The organism is Mycobacterium sp. IDUB_37 (assembly GCF_055419245.1).
Map to the genome: position 1 here is coordinate 109,491 of NZ_JBVAXG010000007.1, position 23,432 is coordinate 132,922.

The 23,432-nt window shown below is 66.0% G+C and carries 25 protein-coding genes; 13 read left to right on the plus strand and 12 right to left on the minus strand.

Going from position 1 to position 23,432, the window contains the following annotated elements; translation table 11 throughout:
* Nucleotides 1-35 precede the first annotated feature (35 nt).
* Nucleotides 36-1,115: a LacI family DNA-binding transcriptional regulator gene (locus tag ACZY1I_RS22470; protein ID WP_463757386.1), complete on the minus strand. Its 1,080-nt coding sequence runs from the start codon at nt 1,113-1,115 to the stop codon at nt 36-38.
* Nucleotides 1,116-1,245: 130 nt separating this feature from the next.
* On the opposite strand from ACZY1I_RS22470, the gene ACZY1I_RS22475 reads away from it, so the two are divergent.
* The 6 genes from ACZY1I_RS22475 to ACZY1I_RS22500 all read left to right on the plus strand — a co-directional run bounded on the left by ACZY1I_RS22475 (nt 1,246) and on the right by ACZY1I_RS22500 (nt 6,320).
* The gene (locus tag ACZY1I_RS22475) at nt 1,246-2,151 is read left to right on the plus strand and encodes a metal ABC transporter solute-binding protein, Zn/Mn family (RefSeq protein WP_463757389.1); all 906 of its coding nucleotides are present in this window, start codon (nt 1,246-1,248) and stop codon (nt 2,149-2,151) included.
* A 10-nt stretch (nt 2,152-2,161) separates the two neighbouring features.
* On the plus strand, nt 2,162-2,983 hold the full coding sequence (locus ACZY1I_RS22480; protein WP_463757392.1) for a metal ABC transporter ATP-binding protein: 822 nt from the start codon (nt 2,162-2,164) through the stop codon (nt 2,981-2,983).
* Entirely contained in the window at nt 2,980-3,828 is an 849-nt protein-coding gene (locus ACZY1I_RS22485) for a metal ABC transporter permease (RefSeq protein ID WP_463757395.1), read from the plus strand. Before ACZY1I_RS22480 ends, ACZY1I_RS22485 begins: the two co-directional genes overlap by 4 nt.
* A 106-nt stretch (nt 3,829-3,934) precedes the next feature.
* A complete protein-coding gene (locus ACZY1I_RS22490; protein ID WP_463757916.1) occupies nt 3,935-4,600 on the plus strand; it encodes a sensor domain-containing protein in 666 nt (221 codons plus the stop codon).
* 41 nt (nt 4,601-4,641) lie between these two features.
* Nucleotides 4,642-5,400, plus strand: coding sequence for a LamB/YcsF family protein (locus ACZY1I_RS22495; RefSeq protein WP_463757398.1), 759 nt, complete (start codon nt 4,642-4,644; stop codon nt 5,398-5,400).
* Nucleotides 5,400-6,320: an MBL fold metallo-hydrolase gene (locus tag ACZY1I_RS22500; RefSeq protein WP_463757401.1), complete on the plus strand. Its 921-nt coding sequence runs from the start codon at nt 5,400-5,402 to the stop codon at nt 6,318-6,320. The genes ACZY1I_RS22495 and ACZY1I_RS22500 overlap by 1 nt, the downstream gene beginning before the upstream one ends.
* Here the strand turns inward: ACZY1I_RS22500 and ACZY1I_RS22505 are convergent.
* Nucleotides 6,286-7,539, minus strand: a complete 1,254-nt coding sequence (locus tag ACZY1I_RS22505) for an MFS transporter (RefSeq protein WP_463757404.1) — start codon at nt 7,537-7,539, stop codon at nt 6,286-6,288. The genes ACZY1I_RS22500 and ACZY1I_RS22505 overlap by 35 nt on opposite strands.
* Nucleotides 7,540-7,775: 236 nt before the next feature.
* Between ACZY1I_RS22505 and ACZY1I_RS22510 the strand changes: the two genes are divergently transcribed.
* On the plus strand, nt 7,776-9,017 hold the full coding sequence (locus ACZY1I_RS22510) for an SLC13 family permease (protein ID WP_463757920.1): 1,242 nt from the start codon (nt 7,776-7,778) through the stop codon (nt 9,015-9,017).
* Here ACZY1I_RS22510 and ACZY1I_RS22515 read toward each other — a convergent pair whose 3' ends face one another.
* From ACZY1I_RS22515 to carD, 6 genes are read right to left on the minus strand one after another with little or no spacing between them, the layout of a single operon-like run.
* Nucleotides 9,018-9,887, minus strand: coding sequence for a glycerophosphodiester phosphodiesterase (locus ACZY1I_RS22515; RefSeq protein WP_463757922.1), 870 nt, complete (start codon nt 9,885-9,887; stop codon nt 9,018-9,020).
* Between the two features lie 47 nt (nt 9,888-9,934).
* The gene (gene rlmB, locus ACZY1I_RS22520) at nt 9,935-10,867 is read right to left on the minus strand and encodes a 23S rRNA (guanosine(2251)-2'-O)-methyltransferase RlmB (RefSeq protein WP_463757407.1); all 933 of its coding nucleotides are present in this window, start codon (nt 10,865-10,867) and stop codon (nt 9,935-9,937) included.
* The gene (gene cysS, locus ACZY1I_RS22525) at nt 10,868-12,274 is read right to left on the minus strand and encodes a cysteine--tRNA ligase (RefSeq protein WP_463757409.1); all 1,407 of its coding nucleotides are present in this window, start codon (nt 12,272-12,274) and stop codon (nt 10,868-10,870) included.
* A 56-nt stretch (nt 12,275-12,330) separates the two neighbouring features.
* Nucleotides 12,331-12,810 carry a 2-C-methyl-D-erythritol 2,4-cyclodiphosphate synthase gene (gene ispF, locus ACZY1I_RS22530; protein WP_463757412.1) on the minus strand — a complete coding sequence of 160 codons (480 nt, stop codon included), beginning with the start codon at nt 12,808-12,810 and terminating at the stop codon, nt 12,331-12,333.
* On the minus strand, nt 12,807-13,505 hold the full coding sequence (gene ispD, locus ACZY1I_RS22535) for a 2-C-methyl-D-erythritol 4-phosphate cytidylyltransferase (protein ID WP_463757416.1): 699 nt from the start codon (nt 13,503-13,505) through the stop codon (nt 12,807-12,809). Before ispD ends, ispF begins: the two co-directional genes overlap by 4 nt.
* Before the next feature lie 18 nt (nt 13,506-13,523).
* A complete protein-coding gene (gene carD, locus ACZY1I_RS22540; RefSeq protein ID WP_463757419.1) occupies nt 13,524-14,012 on the minus strand; it encodes an RNA polymerase-binding transcription factor CarD in 489 nt (162 codons plus the stop codon).
* 350 nt (nt 14,013-14,362) lie between these two features.
* Here carD and ACZY1I_RS22545 point away from each other — a divergent pair, with 350 nt between their 5' ends.
* The 3 genes from ACZY1I_RS22545 to disA all read left to right on the plus strand — a co-directional run bounded on the left by ACZY1I_RS22545 (nt 14,363) and on the right by disA (nt 17,518).
* Nucleotides 14,363-14,935, plus strand: coding sequence for a copper chaperone PCu(A)C domain-containing protein (locus ACZY1I_RS22545; RefSeq protein ID WP_463757421.1), 573 nt, complete (start codon nt 14,363-14,365; stop codon nt 14,933-14,935).
* A 64-nt stretch (nt 14,936-14,999) separates the two neighbouring features.
* Nucleotides 15,000-16,409 carry a DNA repair protein RadA gene (gene radA, locus ACZY1I_RS22550; protein ID WP_463757423.1) on the plus strand — a complete coding sequence of 470 codons (1,410 nt, stop codon included), beginning with the start codon at nt 15,000-15,002 and terminating at the stop codon, nt 16,407-16,409.
* Nucleotides 16,410-16,441: 32 nt separating this feature from the next.
* Entirely contained in the window at nt 16,442-17,518 is a 1,077-nt protein-coding gene (gene disA / locus ACZY1I_RS22555) for a DNA integrity scanning diadenylate cyclase DisA (RefSeq protein ID WP_463757425.1), read from the plus strand.
* 40 nt (nt 17,519-17,558) lie between these two features.
* Here disA and ACZY1I_RS22560 read toward each other — a convergent pair whose 3' ends face one another.
* Nucleotides 17,559-18,356: a hypothetical protein gene (locus ACZY1I_RS22560; protein WP_463757925.1), complete on the minus strand. Its 798-nt coding sequence runs from the start codon at nt 18,354-18,356 to the stop codon at nt 17,559-17,561.
* Between the two features lie 135 nt (nt 18,357-18,491).
* Nucleotides 18,492-19,109: a carbonic anhydrase gene (locus ACZY1I_RS22565; protein ID WP_463757427.1), complete on the minus strand. Its 618-nt coding sequence runs from the start codon at nt 19,107-19,109 to the stop codon at nt 18,492-18,494.
* Between the two features lie 30 nt (nt 19,110-19,139).
* Here ACZY1I_RS22565 and ACZY1I_RS22570 point away from each other — a divergent pair, with 30 nt between their 5' ends.
* Nucleotides 19,140-20,024: an HhH-GPD family protein gene (locus ACZY1I_RS22570; RefSeq protein ID WP_463757429.1), complete on the plus strand. Its 885-nt coding sequence runs from the start codon at nt 19,140-19,142 to the stop codon at nt 20,022-20,024.
* A 59-nt stretch (nt 20,025-20,083) separates the two neighbouring features.
* Here ACZY1I_RS22570 and ACZY1I_RS22575 read toward each other — a convergent pair whose 3' ends face one another.
* Nucleotides 20,084-20,848 carry an alpha/beta fold hydrolase gene (locus ACZY1I_RS22575; protein WP_463757432.1) on the minus strand — a complete coding sequence of 255 codons (765 nt, stop codon included), beginning with the start codon at nt 20,846-20,848 and terminating at the stop codon, nt 20,084-20,086.
* A gap of 66 nt (nt 20,849-20,914) precedes the next feature.
* Between ACZY1I_RS22575 and mhuD the strand changes: the two genes are divergently transcribed.
* Nucleotides 20,915-21,232 (plus strand): mycobilin-forming heme oxygenase MhuD, encoded by a 318-nt coding sequence (gene mhuD, locus ACZY1I_RS22580; RefSeq protein ID WP_463757434.1) that lies wholly within the window; start codon nt 20,915-20,917, stop codon nt 21,230-21,232.
* A 61-nt stretch (nt 21,233-21,293) separates the two neighbouring features.
* The gene (locus tag ACZY1I_RS22585; RefSeq protein ID WP_463757928.1) at nt 21,294-22,586 is read left to right on the plus strand and encodes a serine hydrolase; all 1,293 of its coding nucleotides are present in this window, start codon (nt 21,294-21,296) and stop codon (nt 22,584-22,586) included.
* 7 nt (nt 22,587-22,593) lie between these two features.
* On the opposite strand, the gene ACZY1I_RS22590 is transcribed toward ACZY1I_RS22585, so the two are convergent.
* Nucleotides 22,594-23,421 carry an ABC transporter substrate-binding protein gene (locus ACZY1I_RS22590; RefSeq protein WP_463757436.1) on the minus strand — a complete coding sequence of 276 codons (828 nt, stop codon included), beginning with the start codon at nt 23,419-23,421 and terminating at the stop codon, nt 22,594-22,596.
* Nucleotides 23,422-23,432: the final 11 nt, after the last annotated feature.

Here is a 23,432-nt window from a genome sequence, read left to right on the forward strand (position 1 = left end):
CGGCGCAGCCGGGCGCAGCGGGTCGCCGCCATTGGCTAAGCGGGCGGACCCGACGTCCGTCCCCGGATCAGTTCGGTGCCAAGGAGTTCCACCACCGGCAGACCAGAACGCGGCGGCTTGAGCACCAACTCGCCGGCGCGACGGCCCTTCTCCAGGCTGGGCTGTGCCACGGTGGTCAGCCCTCGGCTGATTGCGTCCTCGACGCCGTCGAATCCGGTGACCGTCATCTGTCCGGGCACGTAAATACCGTGTGCGCGAAGGTAATCCATGGCCGACAGGGCCAGAATGTCTGCGGTGCACATCAGCGCGGTGATCCGCGGATTGGCCTCGAGAGCCACCCTGGCGGCGTCGCCACCCGATGTCGGCAGGTGCTCGTAACTCTCCACCACGGTTAACGATTCGGGGTTGACACCCGCTGCCGCCATCGCCTCCCAGACCCCGATGATGCGTTCGCGCTGCACGTCGAAGGTCGGCGACTTCAGCCGCCCGGGATCCACCAGACCATGGCGCCGGTCGCGACCGAGGCGCATTGTCAGCAGGCCGATTTCGCGGTGCCCCAGTCCCAGCACGTAATCAGCGAGTTCGCGCATTGCCGACCGGTCGTCGATGCCCACCCGGGACGCCACCGACAGACCCACCGGCTGGTCGACGACCACCACCGGCACCCGGCGCTGCAAAACCACCTGCAGGTAGGGATCGTCGTCGCGGACCGAATACACCACGAACCCGTCGACGCCGGCGCCCAGCACGGACGCGGTGCCGTCCTCGATGCTCCGACTGGGGCCTACCGCCACCAGCAGCAGGCCCTGCCCCATTTCCTCGCATGACTGCGCCACGCCGGCCACGAAATCCCGTGCTGCCGGGTCGCTGAAGGAATATGTCAGTGCTTCGGTCATCACCAGACCGACGGCGCCTGCCTTGCGGGTCCGCAGCGATCGCGCCACCGGGTCGGGTCCCGCGTAGCCCAGCCGCTTGGCCGTGGCGAGCACCCGCTCACGGAGTTCTGGGGACAACTGATCCGGCCGGTTGAAGGCATTCGAGATCGTGGTGCGCGACACCTTGAGCTCGGCCGCCAACGACGCCAGAGTCGCCCGCCTGCGCGGTGTGGGACTCACGTTCGGTGAGGCTACAGCGATCCCCACGTGGATGCCGCAGCGAGCCACCACTCAACTTTCTAATGGAAACGATTTTCATTACTATTGAGCGTTGGCCGCTCGGCCAGTTGCAGGAGTGCGAAAGGACCGAATGGTGCTACGAGTCAGGCCCACCTGGTTGCGGATCGCCGCTGCCTGCCTGCTCTGCTGCGCCGCGCTGACGGGCTGCAGCAGCAACGGCCCCGAGCACCCTGGCGCGGTCGCCGTGGTTGCCTCCACAGACGTTTGGGGAAGCGTCGCGCGCGCGGTCGCCGGCAACCACATCGCCGTCAAGTCGATCCTGACCGGCGCAGACGCCGATCCGCACTCCTATCAGGCCACTCCCGCCGATGCGGCCGCGCTGGCCGACGCCGACCTGGTGGTCTATAACGGTGGCGGCTACGACCCATGGGTACAACGCGTGCTGTCCGGCCATCCCGGCATCCAGGCGGTCGACGCGTACGCCTTTCTGGGGCCGGTCAGCGAAACGCCCGACGAGCATGTCTTCTACAACCTGGGCGTCGCCAAGGCCGTAGCCGTCGCGATCGCCGAACGGCTCGCGGTCATCGATCCGGCCAACTCGGCCGACTTCCGCGCCAACGCAGCCGAATTCGGCCGCGGCGCCGACACGATCGCCAATTCCGAACGCGCCATCGCCACCACTTATCCGGCGGCGGGCGTCATCGCTACCGAGCCCGTCGTGCACTACCTGCTGACGGCGTCGGGTCTGATCAATCGCACCCCGACTGCCTTTTCCGAGGCCAATGAAAACGACGACGACCCCGCCCCGGCCGACATGACGTCGGTCTTGGACCTGATCGACCATCGCGAGGTCTCGGCGGTGCTGATAAACCCGCAGACCGCCACCGCCGCGACCGTCGACCTGCAGCAAGCCGCTCGCCGCGCCGGAGTGCCGGTGACCGAAGTGTCCGAAACCCTGCCCAACGGCTCCGACTACCTGACCTGGCAGCGGACCACCGTCAATGCGCTGACGGCCGCGTTGCGGTCGGGCCGCTGAGTACCGCCTCGTGAACCAACCCACGGTGGCGCTGACCGGCGCGCGGCTGACATTCGGCGATCGGGTGCTCTGGGATCACCTCAACCTGTCGGTATCCCCCGGTGAGTTCATCGCGGTGCTGGGGCCCAACGGCACCGGCAAGACGTCACTGCTCAAGGTGTTACTCGGGCAGCTGCCGCTCAGCGCCGGGTCATCCCGGGTCAGCAGGCCGATAGGCTATGTGCCGCAACATCATCCGATCGACCGGGAGGTGATGCTGCGCGGGCGCGACCTGGTCGCGCTGGGCGTCGACGGACACCGCTGGGGCGCGCTGCCGTTGCGTGCGTCGCAGCGCACTCATCGACGCGAGGCAGTGCGGGTGGCGCTGCAACAGGTCAACGCCGAACACTTGGCCGACGTCCGGGTCGGTCTGATGTCCGGCGGCGAGCTACAGCGGGTGCGCATCGCCCAAGCGCTGGCCAGCGACCCGACGCTGTTGCTGTGCGATGAGCCGCTGCTGACACTGGACCCGGCCAACGCGAAACTGGTCGCCACCTTGATCAACCGTCGCCGGCGCGACGCCGGGACCACGGTCATCGTCGTGACGCACGAGGTCAATCCGATCCTGCCTTACGTCGACCGGGTGCTCTACCTGGTGGACGGGCGGTTTCGGATCGGCGACCCGGAACAGGTGATGACCACCGCGACGCTGTCGGAGCTCTATCGGGCCGACATCGAGGTGGTCAAAGTGAAAGACCGGTACTTCGTTGTTGGCGAGGCGATCGCAAGCGCGGCGGAGCCGGGCGCAGCGGGTCGCCTCCAACAGGACCGCCCAGATGGTGCGACCGGATGAACGAGCGACTCACCGAGATGCTGCAGCACCTGTTCTCGTTCGACCTCACCGCCCATCTGCTCCGGCATGACTTCGTCCAACAAGCACTGATCGCGGCGGCGTTGCTCGGGCTGGTGGCCGGGCTGATCGGGCCGTTCATCGTGATGCGACAGATGTCGTTCGCAGTGCACGGATCCAGCGAATTGTCTTTGACCGGTGCGGCATTCGCGTTGCTGGTCGGATTTCACGTGGGCCTGGGCGCACTGATCGGCAGCGCGTTGGCGGCAGCCTTGTTCGGCATCCTCGGTCAGCGGGCGCGGGAGCGAGACTCGGTGATCGGGGTGGTGCTGGCGTTCGGGCTGGGCCTGGCGGTGCTGTTCATCCACCTCTACCCCGGCCGAAGCGGAACCAGCTTCGCGCTGTTGACCGGGCAGATCGTCGGGGTGGGTTACTCGGGGCTGGCCATGCTCGCGGTTGTCTGCGTGCTCGTTGTGTCCGTGCTGGTGACTTGCTATCGGCCGTTGCTGTTCGCGACGGTCGATCCGGTGGTCGCGGCCGCTCGCGGCGTGCCGGTGCGGGCGTTGGGCATCGTGTTCGCCGCGCTGGTCGGAGTGGTCGCGGCCCAAGCCGTCCAGATCGTCGGGGCACTACTGGTGATGTCGCTGCTGATCACCCCGGCCGCCGCGGCCGCCCGGGTGGTCACCGCACCGGCCGCGGCAATCGCGACGTCCGTGGTCTTCGCCGAGGTGGCCGCGGTCGGGGGGATCGTGCTCTCGCTGGCACCCGGAGTTCCGGTTTCGGTATTTGTCGCCACTATCTCCTTCCTCATCTACCTGATTTGTTGGTTGCTCGGACGGCGCCGCTAGCCAGCATTTAAGCTGGTAGAACGCTCGCGAACGAAAGCCGCGAGATTGGGGAGGGAAAGTGCGCTTGCGTTTCGCTGCGCTGGCCGTGCTGGCCGGTGGGAGCATAATGGTCGCCGGCTGCACCGATGTCGTCGACGGCAAGGCCGTGGCCGGCGAGAAGGCCGGTCTGGCGAATCAGACGCCGATACCCGTCACTGCGCTGGACGGTCTACTGCTCGACTCGAGCCAGATCAACACCGCGCTGGACGCGACATCTATGAAGATCTGGTTCAACGCCAAGGCGATGTGGGACTGGAGCAAGAACGTGACCGACACGGGCTGCCTGGCCGTGGATGGTGCCGCGCAAGACAAGGTCTACGCCGGCACCGGATGGACGTCGATGCGCGGTCAACGTCTCGACGACAGCGTCGACGATTCCAAGAAGCGCAAGCACTACGCAATTCAGGCGGTCGTGGCGTTCCCGAACGCCAAGGACTCGAATAATTTCTTCAACTCTTCGGTCCGGAGCTGGAAATCCTGCTCCAACCGGCGATTCAACGACGTCAACTCGGGCCAGCCCGACACCATCTGGACTGTCGGCGACGTGACCGATAACGACGGCACGCTGACCAGCTCGCAGGTTCAGGAGGCTGGGGACGGGTGGACCTGTCAGCGCGCCCTCACCGTCCGCAACAACGTGGCCATCGACGTCGTGACGTGCGCGTACAACCAAACCGGCGCCTCGGCAACCGATATCGCAGGCATGATCGCGGTCAAGGTCAGCAAGCTGTAGGCCCGCGTTCGGGCGCAATCGCCCGGCCTAAGCTTGGCCGGGTGGCCCGTATCGATCTCAACGCCGACCTGGGCGAAGGATTCGGCGTCTGGCAACTCGGTGACGACGACGCCATGCTCGGGATCGTCACCAGCGCCAATGTGGCGTGCGGCTTCCACGCCGGCGACCCGGCCGGGCTGCTGCGGGTCTGCCGGTCGGCCGCCGAGCGCGGCGTGCGAATCGGAGCGCAGGTGAGCTACCGAGATCTCGCCGGATTCGGCCGGCGCTTCATCGACGTCGCCGCCGAAGACCTGCTTGCCGACGTGGTGTATCAGATCGGCGCGCTGCAGGCGCTGGCCAAGTCCGTCGGTTCGACAGTCTGTTACGTCAAACCCCATGGCGCGCTTTACAACACGATCGTCACTCATCGAGAGCAGGCCGCCGCCGTCGCCGAAGCGGTACAACGAGTGGACCCCACGCTGCCGGTGCTGGGCATGGCGGGTTCGATGTTTTTCGACGAAGCCACCCGGGTTGGTCTGCACACCGTCGCCGAGGTGTTCGCGGACCGCGCCTACCGGCCCGACGGCAGCTTGGTCTCCCGTCGCGAACCCGATGCAGTGCTGCACGACCCGGCCGACATTGCTCGGCGGGTATTGAACATGGTCACCCACGGTGAAGTCACTGCGGTCGACGGGACTTCGGTCGCGGTGACCGCGGAATCGGTTTGTGTGCATGGTGATTCACCGGGAGCGGTGGAAATCGCCGTCGCCGTGCGTGCTGAACTCGCCGCCGCCGGTGTCGAGATTGGAGCGTTCTGCTGATGCGCCTGAAGCTCGGTCGTCCCGATATCGGACGTTATTCGGAACGGTTCGATGTTCCCGAAGCACAAGATGATTCGCCGCTGACCGCGATGTGGATGGGCGTCTCGACCCTGCTCCTCGACGACGGATCCTCGGCGCTGATGACCGATGGCTATTTCTCCCGCCCCAGCCTGACCCAGGTGGTCGCCGGCAAGGTCGCACCGTCGCAGGCCCGCGTTGACGGGTGTCTTGCGCGCGCCAAGGTGTCCCGGCTTGCTGCCGTCATCCCGGTGCACACCCATATCGACCACGCCCTGGACTCCGCACTGGTCGCCGATCGGACCGGAGCCCAGCTGGTCGGTGGCGAGTCGGCGGCCAACGTGGGGCGGGGTTACGGGCTGCCCGAAGATCGTCTCGTCGTCGCGGTCTCTGGCGAGCCAATTACGCTGGGCGCCTTTGAAGTAACTCTGGTGGAGTCACATCATTGCCCACCGGACCGGTTCCCCGGAAAGATCAGCACACCGGTGGTTCCGCCGGTGAAGGCGTCGGCCTACCGCTGCGGAGAAGCGTGGTCGACGTTTGTTCATCACCGGCCATCGGGGCGACGGGTGTTGATTCAAGGCAGTGCCGGTTTCGTCGGGGGCGCACTGGCCGGCTACCGCGCCGAGGTCGTCTACCTCGGCGTCGGCCAACTCGGATTGCAGCCGAGGTCATACCTGGTCGACTACTGGACCGAGACTGTACGGACAGTGGGGGCGCGCCGCGTAGTTCTCGTGCACTGGGACGACTTCTTCAGCCCGCTGTCAGAACCGTTGCGGGCCACGCCATATGCGGGTGACGACCTAGACGTGTCCATCCGTATCCTCGACGAGTTGGCGGCACAGGACGGCGTCGAGATGCACATGCCTACCGTGTGGCGGCGCGAGGATCCCTGGGCTTAGCCGGCGCGACCGTTTCCGGCATCGCCAGCAGATAGAGGACGAATCCGGTGCCGGCGACCACGCCCAGTGCCATGAACGCCGCACTGTAGCCGACTGCGACCACCAGCCAGCCGGCGATGAAGTTCGACAACGAGGCGCCGATCCCCCACACGGTGGTTGCCGCCCCGAGGCTCACGTTGAATCGGCCCGTCCCGTGCGTCACATCCTGGACGACGAGGGGAAATAGCGCACCAAATATGCCGGCGCCGACACCGTCGAGCAACTGCACACCGACCAGCCAGTAGGAGTTGTCCCATATCGGGTAGAGGAAAGCGCGAATGGTCAAGACAGCGAACGCAATCAAGAAGATCGGCTTTCGGCCCCATTGATCTGCCTTCGCGCCGACGACATAGGCGACCGGCACCATGACGACCTGCGCGGCGACGATACAGGCCGACACGAGCGCCGTACCGACCTCTTTGTTGTGCAGCGCAAGCTTCTGGCCGACCAGTGGCAGTAAAGCTGCGTTGGCGAAGTGGAATATGAACATCGCCAAGGCGAAGATCATCAATCGCCGGTTACGCAGCAGCACAGCGAATCCCGACGGCTGCGGGTGCCCGGATTCGGTTTCCCCATCCATCCCACGCGCCAAGTCATTGTCGATAGCGTCGCGCGGGACCCTCAGCGTTGCAACGACACTGACTATCCCCATGGCAGCCAACAGCCAGAACACGACGACGGGTCCGAAGAAGTAGGCGAGTCCACCTGCTGCGGCGGCCGTCGCGGCAGTGCCGGCATGCCTGAACGACTCGTTGCGTCCGATCCGCTTGGAAAACAGCCGCGGCCCGACGATGCCGAGCGTCATTGCGGCTATCGCGGGGCTGAAGATGGAGCCGGCAATGCCGTTCACCGCCTGCAGCAACGAGATCGAATAGAAGCCAGGCAGCAGCGGCATCGCCAACGCGGTTACTGCGACCGCCACGGCAGCAACGATCACCAACGCCCTTTTTGCGGTCGTCTTGTCGACCAGCGCGCCTACCGGTGTCTGCGCGACAACCCCGGCGATGCCGCCGACGGCCATCACGAACCCGATCGAAGCCTGGTCCCAATGGTGTGTCAGCAATAGGTAGATAGACAGGTACGGACCCAGACCGTCCCTAACATCCGCTAACGAGAAGGCCAGCAAGTCAAGCGCATGCGCTGTTCGTCGCGGAGGTGCAGCAACGGTGCTTGTCTCCATGGTGGATAGCTATTCACCCGAAGTGACATTTGAAATCTGTGAATCGGCTGTCAAGTGCCGGCGTGGGGGTGGAACTCGGCTGCGACGGGGAAGTCTTCGCAAGCCTGTCGGTAGCATGCGGTGAGATTGCTTCCTGGGGGCCGGTGAAGCGGTCACGTACCACGTCACCTGATCGATGATTTCGGTTGTCCCCACGTCCCAGAAGGAGCCAAGCCGCCGATGACCCTGCCGTCGCCTTGGCCCTGATCCTCGGTCTGCTGCTGCTTGTTGTCGTCCTCGGGTTTGCGGTGGTCCGGCCCCGAGGATGGCCGGAGGCGGTGGCGGCCGTACCGGCAGCCGCCATTCTGATCGGGATCGGCGCCATATCCCCACACCAGGCCGCGGCGCAAACCTCCGGGCTGGCTCGCGTCGTCGCATTCCTGGGCGCGGTTCTGGTGTTGGCCAACCTCTGCGATGCCGAAGGTCTCTTCGAAGCCGCCGGCGCAGCTATGGCGCGCGCGACCGCAGGGTCAAGCGGCCTGCTGCGACAGGTGTTCGTCATCGCGGCCGTCATCACCGCGGTACTCAGCCTCGACGCCACCGTGGTGTTGCTGACCCCGGTGGTGCTGGCAACCGTCCGGCAGCTGCGAACTCCGTTGCCCCCGTATGCGTATGCCACCGCTCACCTGGCCAATGCGGCCTCGCTGCTGCTTCCGGTGTCCAATCTGACGAACCTGCTCGTCTATCGCGGCGCCAACATCTCCTTCACTAAGTTCACGCTGCTGATGACCCTGCCCTGGTTGGCCGCGATCGCCACCGTCTATCTGGTCTTCCGCTTGTTCTTCGCCCGGGATCTGCGCGTCCAACCGGACCCTGCCGAAGTTGGACCGCCGCCGCGGCCGCCGGTGTTCGTTCTGGTGGTGGTGGCGCTGACGCTCGCCGGGTTCGTCGTCGCAGAATCTCTTGACGTGGCCCCGGCATGGGCAGCGCTGGCCGGCGCCACAGTGTTGGGGGTGCGCAGCCTCCGGCATGGCCACACGTCGGTGGCAGAGATAGTTCGCTCGGCCAATCTGCCTTTCCTGGTGTTCGTACTGGCGCTGGGCATCGTCGTTCAGGCGGTAACACTCAACGGGATGTCGGCCCGGATGTCGGCGGTGCTGCCGGCCGGTTCCAGCCTGCCGGCGCTACTCGGTATCGCTGCCGTGGCCGCCGTACTGGCTAACGTCGTCAACAACCTGCCCGCGACTTTGGTACTGGTGCCGCTGGTTGCGGCCAGCGGTCCGGCGGCGGTGCTGGCCGTGCTTATCGGCGTCAACATCGGACCCAACCTGACCTACGCCGGTTCGCTGTCGAACCTGCTGTGGCGGCGCGTGCTGCACCACCACAAAGTGGAGACCGGCGTCGGCGAATACACCCTGCTCGGGTTGTGCACCGTGCCTACTGCTCTGGTGATGGCAGTGCTGGCGTTGTGGGCCAGTGTGCGAGTACTGGGCACCTAATCAGCCCAGCACGCCGATCAGCCTGGTCGGATAGTTCGTGATGATGCCGTCGACTCCGGCGGCGATCTGCTGGCGCATCGCTTCAACATCGTCGACGGTCCACGGAATCACCTTTAGCCCCAACGCATGTGCCCGGTCGACGAATGCCGCGTCGACGAGTCGGTAGTACGGCGAAAGAATCCCGGCGCCCACCATCATCGCGCCGATCATCGGGTCACCGACGGCACGCACGTCAATGCCTGCCACCCACGGCGAACCCGGCACCCAGGTCTGCTCGTCCCACAACGCCACCAACGGAATTGACGGCTCGGCCTGATGCACCAATGGCAGGGTGCGCCAGTCGAAGCTCTGGATCTCGACGCGGTCCACCTTGTCCGCGGCCCGCACTGCGGCCAGCACCACGTCGACGAATTCCTGCGGTTGCGCGGACGCCCCCGGATGATCCGCCTCCACCTTGGTCTCAATGTTGTACCGGACGTCACCGGCGAGCGCGAATACTTCCGGTAGCGTCGCAATCCTGTTGCCTCGCAGCACTTCCGCGGCCGGGAATTCTGGGTACGGCTTACCGCAGTCCAGGGTGTGGATCTGGGCCAGGGTGAGGTCGTGCACCAGCTTGCCCACGTACGGATAGGCCGGGTCGCCCGGGTACGCAGGCCCGGTGTCAGCGCATTGTTCAGCTTTGATCAACGGGTCGTGCCATACCAGCGGATGGCCGTCCTCGGTGATGTTGATGTCCAATTCAAGTGTGGTGACGCCGATTTCGATCGCTTTGGCGAAGGCGCGCAACGATTCCCCGGTGGTCTCACCGCGGCCCCCGGCGTGCGCCTGCACATCGAAGCCGGGCGGCACCGCCGACACCGTCGGCGACATGACGATGGATGCGACAAACAGCGCAGCGGCGAAGTGGCGCCCGCCCACTAACTTCTGCGCTGACGCGCGATTTCGGCGAGCACCACGCCCGCCGCCACCGATGCGTTCAATGATTCGGTCTTGCCGGCCATCGGGATCGACACCACCTGGTCGCAGTTCTGCCGCACCAACCGGGACAGCCCCTTGCCCTCTGAGCCGACCACCACCACCAACGGGTCAGTGCCGTCGATATCGTCCACCGTGGTGTCTCCCCCGGCGTCCAATCCGACCACCCGTAAGCCTCGATCGGCCCAATCCTTCAGTGTCCTATTGAGATTGGTGGCCCGGGCCACCCGTAGCCGGGCCGCCGCTCCGGCGCTGGTCCGCCACGCGACAGCGGTCACCGAAGCAGAACGCCGCTGCGGGATCAGCACACCGTGACCGCCGAATGCGGCCACCGACCGCACGATGGCACCCAGATTGCGCGGGTCGGAGATGTTGTCCAACGCAACCAACAGCGCGGGCGGGGACGCCAACGCGGAGGCGACCATATCGTCGGGATGGGCATAGGCGTACGGCGGAACCTGTAATGCGATGCCTTGATGCAGGTGGTTGGCCGTCATCCGGTCCAGATCGCTGCGCGGCACCTCGAGAATGGAGATGCCGGAGTCGGCCGCCCGGGCCACGGATTCGGTCACCCGCTCGTCTGCCTCGACGCCGAGTGCCACGTACAGCGCAGTCGCCGGAACGCCGGCACGAAGGCATTCCACCACCGGGTTGCGTCCGAGCACGGTTTCGGCTTCGTCGGTTGGCTTCCGCGCGGGCCGCTGCTGCGGCTTGCTGGCCCGCTTGGCCGCCGGATGGTGGGGACGCATGTGCGCGGGCGGTGTGGCACCGCGGCCTTCCAGCCCGCGGCGACGCTGCCCGCCCGAGCCGACGGTGGGCCCCTTCTTGGAGCCGGCTTTGCGGATCGCACCTTTACGTTGAGAGTTACCGGCCATCTACTTGCCGTCACCACCCAATGTCCACTGCGGGCCGTCGGCGGTATCTGTGACCTCGATACCGGCCTGCTTGAGTCTGTCTCGAATTTCGTCGGCCATTGCCCAATTACGTTGCACGCGAGCCTTTTCCCGATTCTGCAGTTCGGCCTGCACCAATACGTCGACGGCAGCCAACGCGGCCGACGTCTCGTCGCGGGTCTCCCAGCGCTCGTCCAACGGGTCGCAACCCAGGATGCCCATCATCGCCCGGATGGCGCCGGCACTCTGCAAGGCACCCTCATGGTCACCGGCGTCGAGGGCGCGGTTACCGTCGGCGCGAGTCTGGTGGATCTCAGCCAGCGCGATCGGAACTGCCAAGTCGTCATCGAGCGCCGCAGCAAAGCGCGGTGTCCACTGCCCCGGACCGATGGCACCCACCCGGCTGCGCACGCGGTGCAGGAATTCCTCAACGCCCACATAGGCTTTCACCGCGTCCTGCAGGGCAATCTCGGAGAACTCCAGCATCGACCGGTAGTGCGCGCTGCCCAGGTAATACCGCAGTTCGGCCGGACGCACCCGCTGCAGCATCGCCGGGATCGCCAGGACATTGCCCAGCGACTTGCTCATCTTCTCGCCGCCCATCGTGACCCAGCCGTTGTGCAGCCAGTAGCGCGCGAACCCGTCGCCGGCCGCGCGGCTCTGCGCGATCTCGTTCTCATGGTGCGGGAAGACCAGATCCATTCCGCCGCAATGGATATCAAATTCCGGGCCGAGGTAGGTGCGGGCCATCGCCGAGCATTCCAGATGCCAGCCCGGGCGCCCGCGGCCCCACGGCGTCGGCCACGACGGCTCACCGGGCTTTTCGCCCTTCCAAAGGGTGAAGTCGCGCTGGTCGCGCTTGCCGGTAGCAACGCCCTCGCCTTGGTGTACGTCATCGACCTTATGCCCGGACAGCTGTCCGTACTCCGGGTAGCTGAGCACGTCGAAATAGACATCGCCGTTGGCCGCGTAGGCGTGCCCGGTTTCGATCAGCCGGTCAATTAATTCGACCATCTGAGTGATGAACCCGGTTGCCCGCGGTTCGGCAGACGGCGGCAGCACATCAAGCGCGTCGTAGGCCGCGGTGAATGCGCGCTCGTGGGTGAAGGCCCATTCCCACCACGGCCGGCCTGCTGCGCCCGCCTTGGCCAGGATCTTGTCTTCGATGTCGGTGACGTTGCGGATGAACGCCACGTCGTAGCCGCGAGCGGTCAGCCAGCGGCGCAGGATGTCGAAGGCCACTCCACTGCGCACATGCCCGATGTGTGGCTGACCCTGCACGGTGGCGCCGCAGAGGTAAATGGAGGCATGCCCGGGCCGCAACGGTACGAAATCACGCACGGCGCCCGTCGCCGTGTCATGGAGCCGCAAACGGCCAGTCTCGGTCACGACGTGCCAGCTTACTGCCTAAGCCTGAAGCCGCTTGGCACGAGCGCCCCCGCGGGCTATCTCAGTGGAATTACCAGTGCCGTCGCGATAGCGGCCAGGCCCTCGCCTCGTCCGGTCAGACCTAGCCCGTCGGTGGTGGTGGCCGCAACCGATACCGGCGCGTTCAGCAGGCGGGAGAGGACCGCCTGGGCCTCATAACGGCGCCAACCGATCTTCGGCCGGTTGCCGATCACCTGAACGGCCGCGTTGCCCACGCGAAACCCGTTTTCGGTGAGCAGTTCGACCACATGGCGGAGCATCTTCGCGCCGCTGACGTTTTCCCAGCGCGGATCGTCGACTCCGAACACTTCGCCGATATCGCCCAGACCGGCCGCGGAAAGCACGGCATCGCACAACGCGTGCGCCGCGACGTCGCCATCGGAGTGCCCGGCGCAACCGTCAGCGCTCGGAAAAAGCAGCCCGACCAGCCAGCACGGCCGCCCCGGCTCGATCGGGTGCACGTCTATGCCCTGGCCGACGCGCGGCATCTCGATCACTGGCGAACTATAGCTTTGGCCAGCAGGAGATCCAGTTGAGTGGTGATCTTGAAGGCCAGCGGGTCGCCGTCGACCACCTGCACCTGACCGCCGATCTGCTCGACCAGGGATGCGTCGTCGGTGAATGCCCCGACCCCATGCCGCCCACGGTAAGCACGTACCAGCACGTCGGTCGCGAAGCCCTGCGGCGTCTGCACCGCCCGCAGGCCCGCCCGTTCCGGCGTGCCCAGCACTACCCCATTAGCATCGACGGCTTTGATGGTGTCCGAGAGCGGCAGTGCCGGTACCACCGCGCCGTGCCCGGCCCGCAACGCCTCCACCACGCGCACGATCAAGGATGGCGGCGTCAGAGCGCGGGCAGCGTCGTGCACCAGCACGAAATCCGGCGACCCTTGGGCGCCCGGAGAATCGGCGACCGACGACAACGCCAGACCCACAGATTCCGTGCGGTCCGATCCACCGGCCACGATGGTGGCGATGTGGCCGAGGATCAGCTTTGCCTCATCGGTGCGATCTGGCGGTACCGCGACAACGACAGTGTCAACAACGCCGGACGCCCGCAGCCCCTCGACCGCCCGCTCCACGAGCGAGCGTCCTTCGAGTTGGTAGAACGCTTTGGGAATGCCGGCAGCCAGACGTTGACCCAACCCAGCGGCTGGGACTATCGCTACGACGTTTCTGTTACCCGTGCCCACTTACGAGCCTCGGGTTATTCAGGAAGCGGCGGCCAGAACCTCGTCCAGAATGATGTCCGCTTTGGCCTCATCGGTGCTCTCGGCCAGAGCCAATTCACCGACCAGAATCTGGCGAGCCTTCGCCAGCATCCGCTTCTCGCCCGCCGACAGACCGCGTTCCTGGTCACGACGCCACAGGTCACGCACTACTTCGGCGACCTTGTTCACGTCACCGGAGGCGAGCTTCTCAAGGTTGGCCTTGTAACGACGCGACCAGTTGGTGGGCTCTTCAGTGTGCGGCGCGCGCAGAACCTGGAACACCTTGTCGAGGCCTTCTTGGCCAACGACATCGCGGACACCGACGTACTCGGCGTTGTCAGCGGGCACTCGAACCGTCAGGTCGCCCTGCGCAACTTTCAAGACGAGATACTCTTTTTGCTCCCCTTTTATGGTGCGGGTTTCAATCGCCTCGACTAACGCAGCACCGTGATGTGGATAGACAACGGTGTCGCCGACCTTGAAGATCATCTGATTCGAGCCCCTTTCGATACTTCAGTCTAACACGCGGGCCCTACGCGTGGGGATCAACGTTGCAGGTCAGGAGCACGCCACGCCCAGTTTGGGGGTTGACAGGCAGGCCCAGACATGCGGGGGGTCTTCACATTTAGTGCGTCCGACCCCTTGGGCACGGGCCCGAAAGCGCCTACCAGACTAGCGGGCCGGGCATCCCGATTTTCATCCGGGATTGGCCGGGAAGCATCGGTAGCCAACGCCATGTGTACCGCCGCTACCGCCGGCGGTACCTTGCTACTACTGTGCATAGTTGAATTGCGCTGTGCGCATCGAGTGACCCCCCGGGCCCCAGCAGGAGGCAGTGAGTGAACCGCTTGAACATCCGCCTGCCCTTCCGTCTTGCCAAGCTGACCGTCTGGCTGGCGGTCATCGGATTGGCCGCGGCCGCGCTCAGCGGATGCGGAACCGGTCAGATTTCGCAGACCGCGGCCCAGGAGCCGGCCGTCAACGGCAGCAGGATCACGATCAAGACCATGGCGCTGCGCGACATCCGCATCCAGGCCGCCCAGACCGGCGACTTTCTGCAGCCCGGTCACACGGTCGACCTGGTGCTGGTAGCGGCCAACAACTCTCCTGACGTCAACGACCGGCTGACCGGCATCACCAGCGACATCGGCACCGTGACGCTCTCCGGCGACGGGAAGGTTCCGGCGAGTGGGTCGCTGTTCCTCGGCACGCCCGACGGCCAGGCTGCGGCGCCCGGTCCGGGGCAGGGCAATGCGGCCGCCAAGGCGACGATCAACCTGACCAAGCCGATCTCCAACGGGCTCACCTACAACTTCACCTTCAAGTTCGAGAAGGCCGGCGAGGGCACCGTGGACGTCCCGATTTCCGCGGGCCTGGCGCAACCGCACGAGCAGGGGCCCAACCACTCCTAGCAGTGTTCGTCGGCTACCGGCGTTCCGTCCGGGGATTGTCACCTCATCCGGATACGGTCTGGTGGTGGCCAATGCTCGTTCGCAGTATCGATGCACGGAATGCCGCCACGTCAGCGCCAAGTGGGTGGGTCGCTGCCTGGACTGCGGCAATTGGGGCACCGTCGAAGAGGTAGCCGTCCTCGCCGCGGTGGGCGCCGGAAAGCGGGCCGCCCCGTCGGGGTCGTCGCGGGCAGTGCCAATCAGTTCCGTCGAGCCCAATAAGAGCCGGCATCGGTCGACCGGAGTTGGCGAACTCGACCGCGTACTAGGCGGCGGCGTGGTGCCCGGTTCGGTGATTCTGCTGGCCGGTGATCCGGGCGTGGGCAAGTCCACCCTGCTGCTCGAGGTGGCGCACTGCTGGGCACAGCAGGGGCGGCGCGCCCTATACATATCCGGCGAGGAATCCGCCGGGCAGGTCCGGTTGCGCGCCGACCGAATCGGCTGCAACGGGGACGATGTCTACCTGGCCGCCGAATCCGACCTGCACACGGTGCTCGACCACATCGAGACGACGCAACCGGCGCTGGTCATCATCGACTCGGTGCAGACCATGTCCACCAGCGAGGCTGACGGCGTCGCGGGCGGGGTCACCCAGGTGCGCGCCGTGACGGCCGCGTTGACGGCCTCCGCCAAGGCCAACGGTGTCGCGATGATTCTGGTCGGGCACGTCACCAAGGACGGTGCGATAGCCGGACCTCGCTCTCTCGAGCACCTCGTCGATGTCGTGCTGCACTTTGAGGGCGACCGCAATGGCGCGCTCCGGATGGTCCGCGGAATCAAGAACCGGTTCGGCGCAGCGGACGAAGTCGGATGTTTCTTGATGGACGACGGCGGAATCCAGGGAGTGGCCGATCCTTCGCATCTGTTCCTCGATCAACGCCCTACGCCGGTCCCCGGCACCGCGATCACGGTGACCCTGGACGGCAAGCGGCCGATGATCGGCGAAGTCCAGGCCTTGCTGGCCACCCCGAACGGGGGCTCACCGCGACGGGCGGTCAGCGGTATCGACCACGCCCGGGCGGCGATGATCACCGCCGTGCTGGAAAAGCACTCTGAACTGAAGCTGGGCATCAACGAGATCTACCTGTCCACCGTGGGCGGTATGCGGTTGACCGATCCATCGTCGGATCTGGCCGTCGCGATCGCGCTGGCCTCGGCGTACAAGGACCTGCCGCTGCCCAACACCGCGGTGATGATCGGCGAGGTCGGGTTGGCCGGCGACCTGCGCAGGGTGCACGGCATGGAGCGGCGATTGGCCGAAGCCGCCCGGCAGGGGTTCACGATCGCGCTGATCCCACCGGGTTGTACCGCGATTCCAAGCGGTATGCGGGCCCTCAGCGCGCACACCATCGGCCAGGCGCTGGAGCACATGGTCGACATCGCCGACCACCGCAGCGCCGCCCCGCTGCAATTTCATCCCCTGGACGATTCCTAATGCATTCCCGTCGCGCGGTCAGCCGTAGCAGAATGCACGCTGTGAGTCGTCAGACGCTGCGCGAGGCTGTCGCCCGCCTGGCCCCAGGAACTGGCCTGCGCGACGGTCTGGAGCGCATCCTGCGCGGCCGCACCGGCGCGCTGATAGTGCTCGGTCACGACGAGAACGTCGAGGCCATCTGTGACGGTGGTTTCTCGCTCGACGTCCGTTACGCGCCGACCCGGTTGCGTGAGTTGTCGAAGATGGACGGCGCGGTGGTGTTGTCCACCGACGGCAGCCGCATCTTGCGGGCGAACGTGCAGTTGGTACCCGATCCATCGATACCGACAGACGAGTCGGGCACCCGCCATCGCTCCGCGGAGCGGTCCGCCATCCAGACCGGCTATCCGGTTATTTCGGTCAGCCACTCGATGAACATCGTGACCGTTTACGTCGGGGGCGAGCGCCACGTGCTGACCGACTCCGCCACCATCTTGTCGCGAGCCAATCAAGCCATCGCCACGCTGGAGCGGTACAAAACCAGGCTTGACGAGGTCACCCGGCAGCTCTCCAGGGCAGAGATCGAAGACTTCGTCACGCTTCGGGACGTGTTGACGGTGGTGCAGCGGCTCGAACTGGTCCGTCGCATCGGTTCGGCAATCGACTATGACGCCGTCGAACTCGGCACCGACGGGCGCCAGCTACGGCTCCAACTCGAGGAATTGCTGGGCGGCAACGACAGTGCTCGGGATTTGATCGTGCGCGACTACCACGCCAACCCGGAGCCACCATCCGACGAACAGATCGCGACCACGCTCGCTGAGCTGGAATCCCTCTCAGACACCGAACTGCTCGATTTCACTTCGCTGGCTAAGGTATTCGGATATCCGACCACGGCCGAAGCCCAGGATTCGGCGCTGAGCCCGCACGGTTACCGCGCGATGGACGGCATCCCCCGGCTGCAGTTCGCTCACGTCGACCTGCTGGTGCGCGCATTCGGGACGCTGCAGGGCCTATTGGCGGCCAGCGCCAACGATCTGCAGTCTGTCGAGGGGATCGGCGCGATGTGGGCCCGCCACGTGCGCGAGGGGCTTTCCCAACTAGCTGAATCGACCCTCACCGACCACTGACCGGCGGCCCGAGGGTCGTAACCGGTCGCGACCGGCGACTCTAGCCGCCCTGAGCGGGCGGAGCCTCCGGCGGCGGCGCCAACGCCGGACCCGGCGCCGGTACCGGGCCGGGCGGCTGCGGCGGCTGGTTCAGCACGAACGGAACCGACTGCGAACGCAGATTCCCCAGCTGGACCACCAGGTTGTAGGTGCCGGGACCGATTGCCGGTCGCGGCAGCGGGCAGTGCGGCGCCGAACCCATTCCGGTCCAGGTCACTGCTGTGGTCACCTGCTCGCCCGGGGTGAATGTCTTGACCAGAGTCTCGTTGGATGGCGCGCAGTCCAGGTTGGACCACAGCCGCTTGTTGTCCAGCGAGTACACGTAGGCGGCCAGCACCGCTGCACCGACATCACGCTTGCAGGAGACCAGTCCGATGTTGGTCACCACCATGCTGAATTTCGGCTGGTCTCCGATGTAGTACTGGGGCGAATTGGTCAGACCCTTGACGGCCAAGGTGGAGTCCGGGCAGTCGTCGCCGTCCTTGAGCACCGGCGGAGGCTGCACCGCTGCGGTCGGCGTGGGCGACTCCGGGTTGCCCGCAATCGGAGCTCCGGGCAGTGGCGCTTCGGTTTGCCCGGCAGGTTGGGGCGTCTGGGGAGCTTGAGGTGCGTTCGAGCCCGGGTGCCCCTGGGCGGAGGTGGCCTTGTCGGCGGGCTTGGCTCCGGCGTTACTGCTGACGAAAGCGATGATGATGGCGACGACGATCCCGATCGCGACGACCGCGACACCGAGGGCTAGTCCCCTGCGCCGCCAATAAATCTCGGTTGGTAGCGGGCCACGCGGTTCCAGATCCAGCACATTCCCACCGTAGGGCCAGGTCACGCATACTCGCTTGACCCGCCCCGGCGTGTCGCCGAGTTTGCTGGGCAATCCGCGTGTAGTGGGCGAGCGCGCGTCGCCCACTACCGCCTACTGCCCTATTCGCCTGCCGGCCTATTCGCCTATGTCGCCGATGTGGTCGACCAGATTCGCCTTACCCTGGGCGAGCTGATAGGTGACGCCGGCCAGCGCCAAGGTTCCAGCATCCACCCGCTCCGCGATGGCCGACGAACGCGACACCAGCTGTGCCACCGTTTCGCTGACGTGCCGGTCCTCGAACTCGTCGACCCGGGTCAGGCCCTCGCGACGGCCCGCCAGGATGGAGGGAACGACGCGTTCGACCACGTCCCGCACGAAACCGCCCGGAATGGCGCCGTCGTCGATTGCGCTGATGGTCGCTTTGACGGCGCCGCAACTGTTGTGGCCCAGGACCACGATCAGCGGGACGTCCAGGACGGTCACCGCGTATTCGATGGAACCCAGCACCGCCGAGTCGATGGCCTGCCCGGCCGTACGCACGACGAACACGTCACCGAGTCCCTGGTCGAAAATGAGCTCGGCGGCCACGCGACTGTCCGCACACCCGAAGATGATCGCGGTCGGCTTCTGGCCGCCCGCCAAACTGGCGCGGTGCGCCACGCTCTGGCTGGGGTGCGCTGGCTGTCCGGCTACGAATCGCTCGTTACCCTCTTTGAGTGCTTTCCATGCGGATATCGGGTTGCTGTTGGGCATGGCACTCATTCTGCTTTGATACGGCCGCACATGACTAGTCGGTCACCCGTCTCTTCATATGAACTTCTAGATTGGTACGACCGATCGAAACGTGACCTGCCCTGGCGCGAACCGGGTGTCAGCGCCTGGCAGATCCTGGTCAGCGAGTTCATGCTGCAGCAAACACCGGTGGCCCGGGTGCTGCCGATCTGGACCGAGTGGGTGCGACGGTGGCCCACCCCGTCGGCAACTGCGGCCGCCAGCGCCGCCGACGTGTTGCGCGCCTGGGGCAAGCTGGGATACCCGAGGCGGGCCAAACGCCTACATGAGTGCGCCACGGTGATCGCGCGCGACCACGGCGACATCGTGCCCGACGACGTCGAAGTACTGCTCGGCCTGCCCGGAGTCGGTAGCTACACCGCGCGAGCCATCGCCTGTTTCGCCTACCGGCAGCGGGTGCCGGTGGTGGACACCAACGTTCGCCGGGTGGTCGCCCGCGCCGTCCACGGCCGCGCCGATGCGGGTTCGCCGTCGGCCACCCGCGACCATGCCGATGTGTCTGCGCTGTTGCCCAATGACGAACGTGCGCCGGTATTTTCGGTGGCATTGATGGAGTTGGGGGCGACCGTCTGCACGGCCCGGACCCCACGTTGCGGGCTGTGCCCGCTTGGCACCTGCGCCTGGCGTCACGCCGGATTTCCCCCCGCGACCGGACCGGCCCGCCGCACTCAGACCTACGCCGGAACCGACCGCCAGGTTCGCGGAAGGTTGCTAGATGTGTTGCGCGACAACGACTCTCCAGTCACCCGAGCTCAGCTCGATGTGGCGTGGCTGACCGACACCGCCCAGCGGGACCGGGCCCTCTTCTCACTGCTCGACGACGGCTTGGTGACCCAGACCGCCGACGGTCGCTTCGCGTTGGCGGGCGAAAACTAGCCCGATGGTCGCGGCCCGCTGCGCCCGGCTACGCCGCGCTTGCGATCGCGACTGGCGCTTCAAGTCTGAGTCGCCGCCACTAGCGACTCGACGGCTCTCCGGTATTCCTCGGGCGCATCGTCGTGAATCAAGTGCCCGGCCCCGGGAACATTCAAATAGGTTGTCGGAACGTTCTTTTCCGCCATCGCCCGCATCTGTCCCGGCGGCGTAACCGAATTCCCGGCCTCGATGAGCAGCGTCGGCGCACGAACCCCTTGCCACTGCGACCAGTAGTCGCGGGTGCCCCACTCCGCGGCGATCTCAATCCATCGCGAAGTGTGGCCGTGCAACCGCCAACCGGTGGCGGTGCGGTCGAACGCTTCGAGGAAGTATTGTCCTGCCACCGGACCGAACTCGGCGAATACTCGCTCGGCGGAGGGGAATTCGACTGGAAGCGCGTGCAGCCATGGCTCCCACGGTCCGGTGGTCCGTCCGACGAAATCCGGGGCCATGTCCTCGACCACCAATGCGGTGACCAACTCCGGACGGTCCGCGGCCAGACACCAGGAATGCAGGCCGCCCATCGAATGCCCGACCAGGGTGACCGGCGCTTCCAACGAACCGACCGCGTCACCGAGATCGGCGACGAACCGCTCGGTGCTGATCGGGTGCGGATCGTCGACATCCCGACCGCGGTGCCATGGCGCGTCGTAGGTGTACACCGCGCCGAGTCCGGTAAGCCAGGGCAGCTGGCGCGGCCAGGTGCTCCCACGGCCCATCAGGCCGTGCACGAGTACCAACGGCCTGCCCTGTCCGCCGCGATACGTCAACAGGTCTGCGGGCATCTATTCATCTTGCCGCGCCCAACCCGGCCTGTACCGGGCTTTATAACGGCGAGGTAACCTTGCGGCATGCCAGTGGTGAAAATCAACGCAATTGAGGTGCCCGCGGACGCTGGCCCGGAGCTGGAGAAGCGGTTCGCGCATCGCGCTCATGCGGTGGAGAATTCGCCCGGCTTTCTCGGCTTTCAGCTATTGCGGCCGGTGAAGGGCGAAGACCGCTATTTCGTGGTGACACACTGGGAGTCCGATGAAGCGTTCCAGGCTTGGGCGAGTGGGCCCGCCATCGCAGCCCACGCTGGACAGCGCGCCAATCCCGTCGCTACGGGCGCTTCGCTCCTCGAATTCGAAGTCGTGCTCGACGTTGCCGGGAACACCAAGGCTGAGTAGCCCGGGCGCGCCGCCTCGTCGAGCCTTGACCCGGACGTTGGCGCTGAGCGTCACCGCCGCAATGGTGGTGACGCTGACACCTGGGTGCACCTCTTCACCCACCCCATCGGCGAATGCGGCGAACGCCGGGCACCGCCTCGACACTTCGACACCTCCCGGGCTGCGGGCCCAGCAGACCCTGGACATGATCAACTCCGACTGGCCGATCGGTCCGGTCGGAGTACGCACCCTGGCCGCGGCAGACAAGGTCGAGACGGTCGAAACCACGATGGAGAGTTTGTGGTGGGACCGCCCGTTCACCTTGGACGGCTCGTACATCGGAGCCAATGTGGCGACCCTGCAGCTCACCTCGTCGTACGGATCGCGGCAGGACGTCCGCATCCACACCAACAACTTGGGCGAGGTCGACAGGTTCGATGTGGATACCCAGCCTCCACCGCCCATCGACACCTGGTCCGACGTCGACGCCGTATTGAGCAAGACCGGAGCTCGGTACTCCTATCAGGTTTCCAAGGTCGACGACGGCCAGTGCAACCGGGTAGCGGGCACCAACACCAGCGAACCCTTGCCGCTGGCATCGATTTTCAAGTTGTACGTACTGCACGCGGTCGCGACAGCGGTCAAGCGCGGCACGGCGTCCTGGGATGACCAGTTGACGGTGACCGCCAAGAGTAAAGCCGTCGGCTCGTCCGGCCTGGAATTGGCTCCCGGCGACCACGTTTCGGTCCGTACCGCCGCCGAGAAGATGATCGCCACCAGCGACAACATGGCCACTGACCTGCTGATCGGCCGATTGGGAACGCACGCCATCGAGGAGGCCCTGGCCACCGCCGGCCACCACGATCCGGCGAGCATGACGCCTTTCCCGACTATGTACGAGCTGTTCTCCATCGGCTGGGGCCTGCCTGATCGGCGCGAACAGTGGAAGGGAGCCAACCCGCAACTACGCGGCCAACTGTTGGCTCAGGCCAATTCCACCGAATATCACCCTGACCCATTCCGCGCTCACACCCCGGCTTCGAAATTCGGTGCGGAGTGGTACGGCAACGCCGACGACATCTGTCGGGTGCATGCGACGCTGCAAGCCGACGCCGTCGGCGCGGCAGCGCCGGTCCGGCAGATTCTGTCCGCCGTCGCGGGCATTCAGCTGGATCACGCCCAATGGCCCTACATCGGCGCAAAGGCCGGCGGTCTGCCGGGAGACCTGACCTTCAGCTGGTATGCCGTCGACAAGGCCGGACAACCGTGGGTGGTCAGCTTTCAATTGAACTGGCCGCACGATCACGGACCCACGGTGACCAGCTGGATGCTGAAGGTCGCCAGGCAGGTTTTCGCCCTGGTGACCCCGCGCTAGGTGCAGCTCAGGCCGCAGGTCGGCTCTGGTCCAGCCTGTCGTCGCCCAGCCACTGCCGCCGCAGCCGCGGCAGCGTTCCGTCGCTCTCGAGTGCGCTCTGAGCGGCGTTTAACTGTGCGAGGAGGGCTTGGCTGCCCTTCGGGACGGCGATCGCGATTCGTTCCACCGAGATGCCGGTGCGCTGTACCACTGCCAAGCTTGGAATCGGCTTCACCAGCTCGGTGAGTACCGGCGCCAGTTTCATGAAGACATCGCAGGCGCCGGTGGTCAGGTCGGTCAACGCCGAGCGAATGTCGCCGTAGTCGTACACCCGCACGGCGCCGGCCTTCCCGTCCGCCACGAGACGGTCCGCGATCGGCTGGCTGGTGTTCCCCTGCTGCACGCCGATGGTCAGCCCGGCCAGTTCGTCGACGGAATGCACGTGGGGCAATCGGACGGTGTCGACGGCCAGCGACTGGCCTGAAACCAGATACGGCTTGGCGAAGGCCGCCAGATTCTGACGGGCCGGCGTGATTGTCGTGCCCGCGGTGACACAGTCGTAGTCGCCGGCGTCGAGCGCATCGAAGATGCCGTTGAAGTCGGCGCCCGCGAAGGCGATCATTTCGGCCGTCCTACCCAGGGCGCCGGCGATCGAGTTCATCAGGTCGATATCGAGGCCGGCGTCGCCGGGCATCCCGTTGAACGGCGGATCTGGGAACGCCGCGCCGACACGCAGTGCATCGCTGCTGGTCAAAATGACCTCCGCGTTGGTCTCGGTTCGTCCCGACGCCGGCACCCGGCCCACGACCGTCGCCGCAGCGACCACGCCCGCTGCCAGGACCCGTCGTCTGGACATGCCAAAACGAA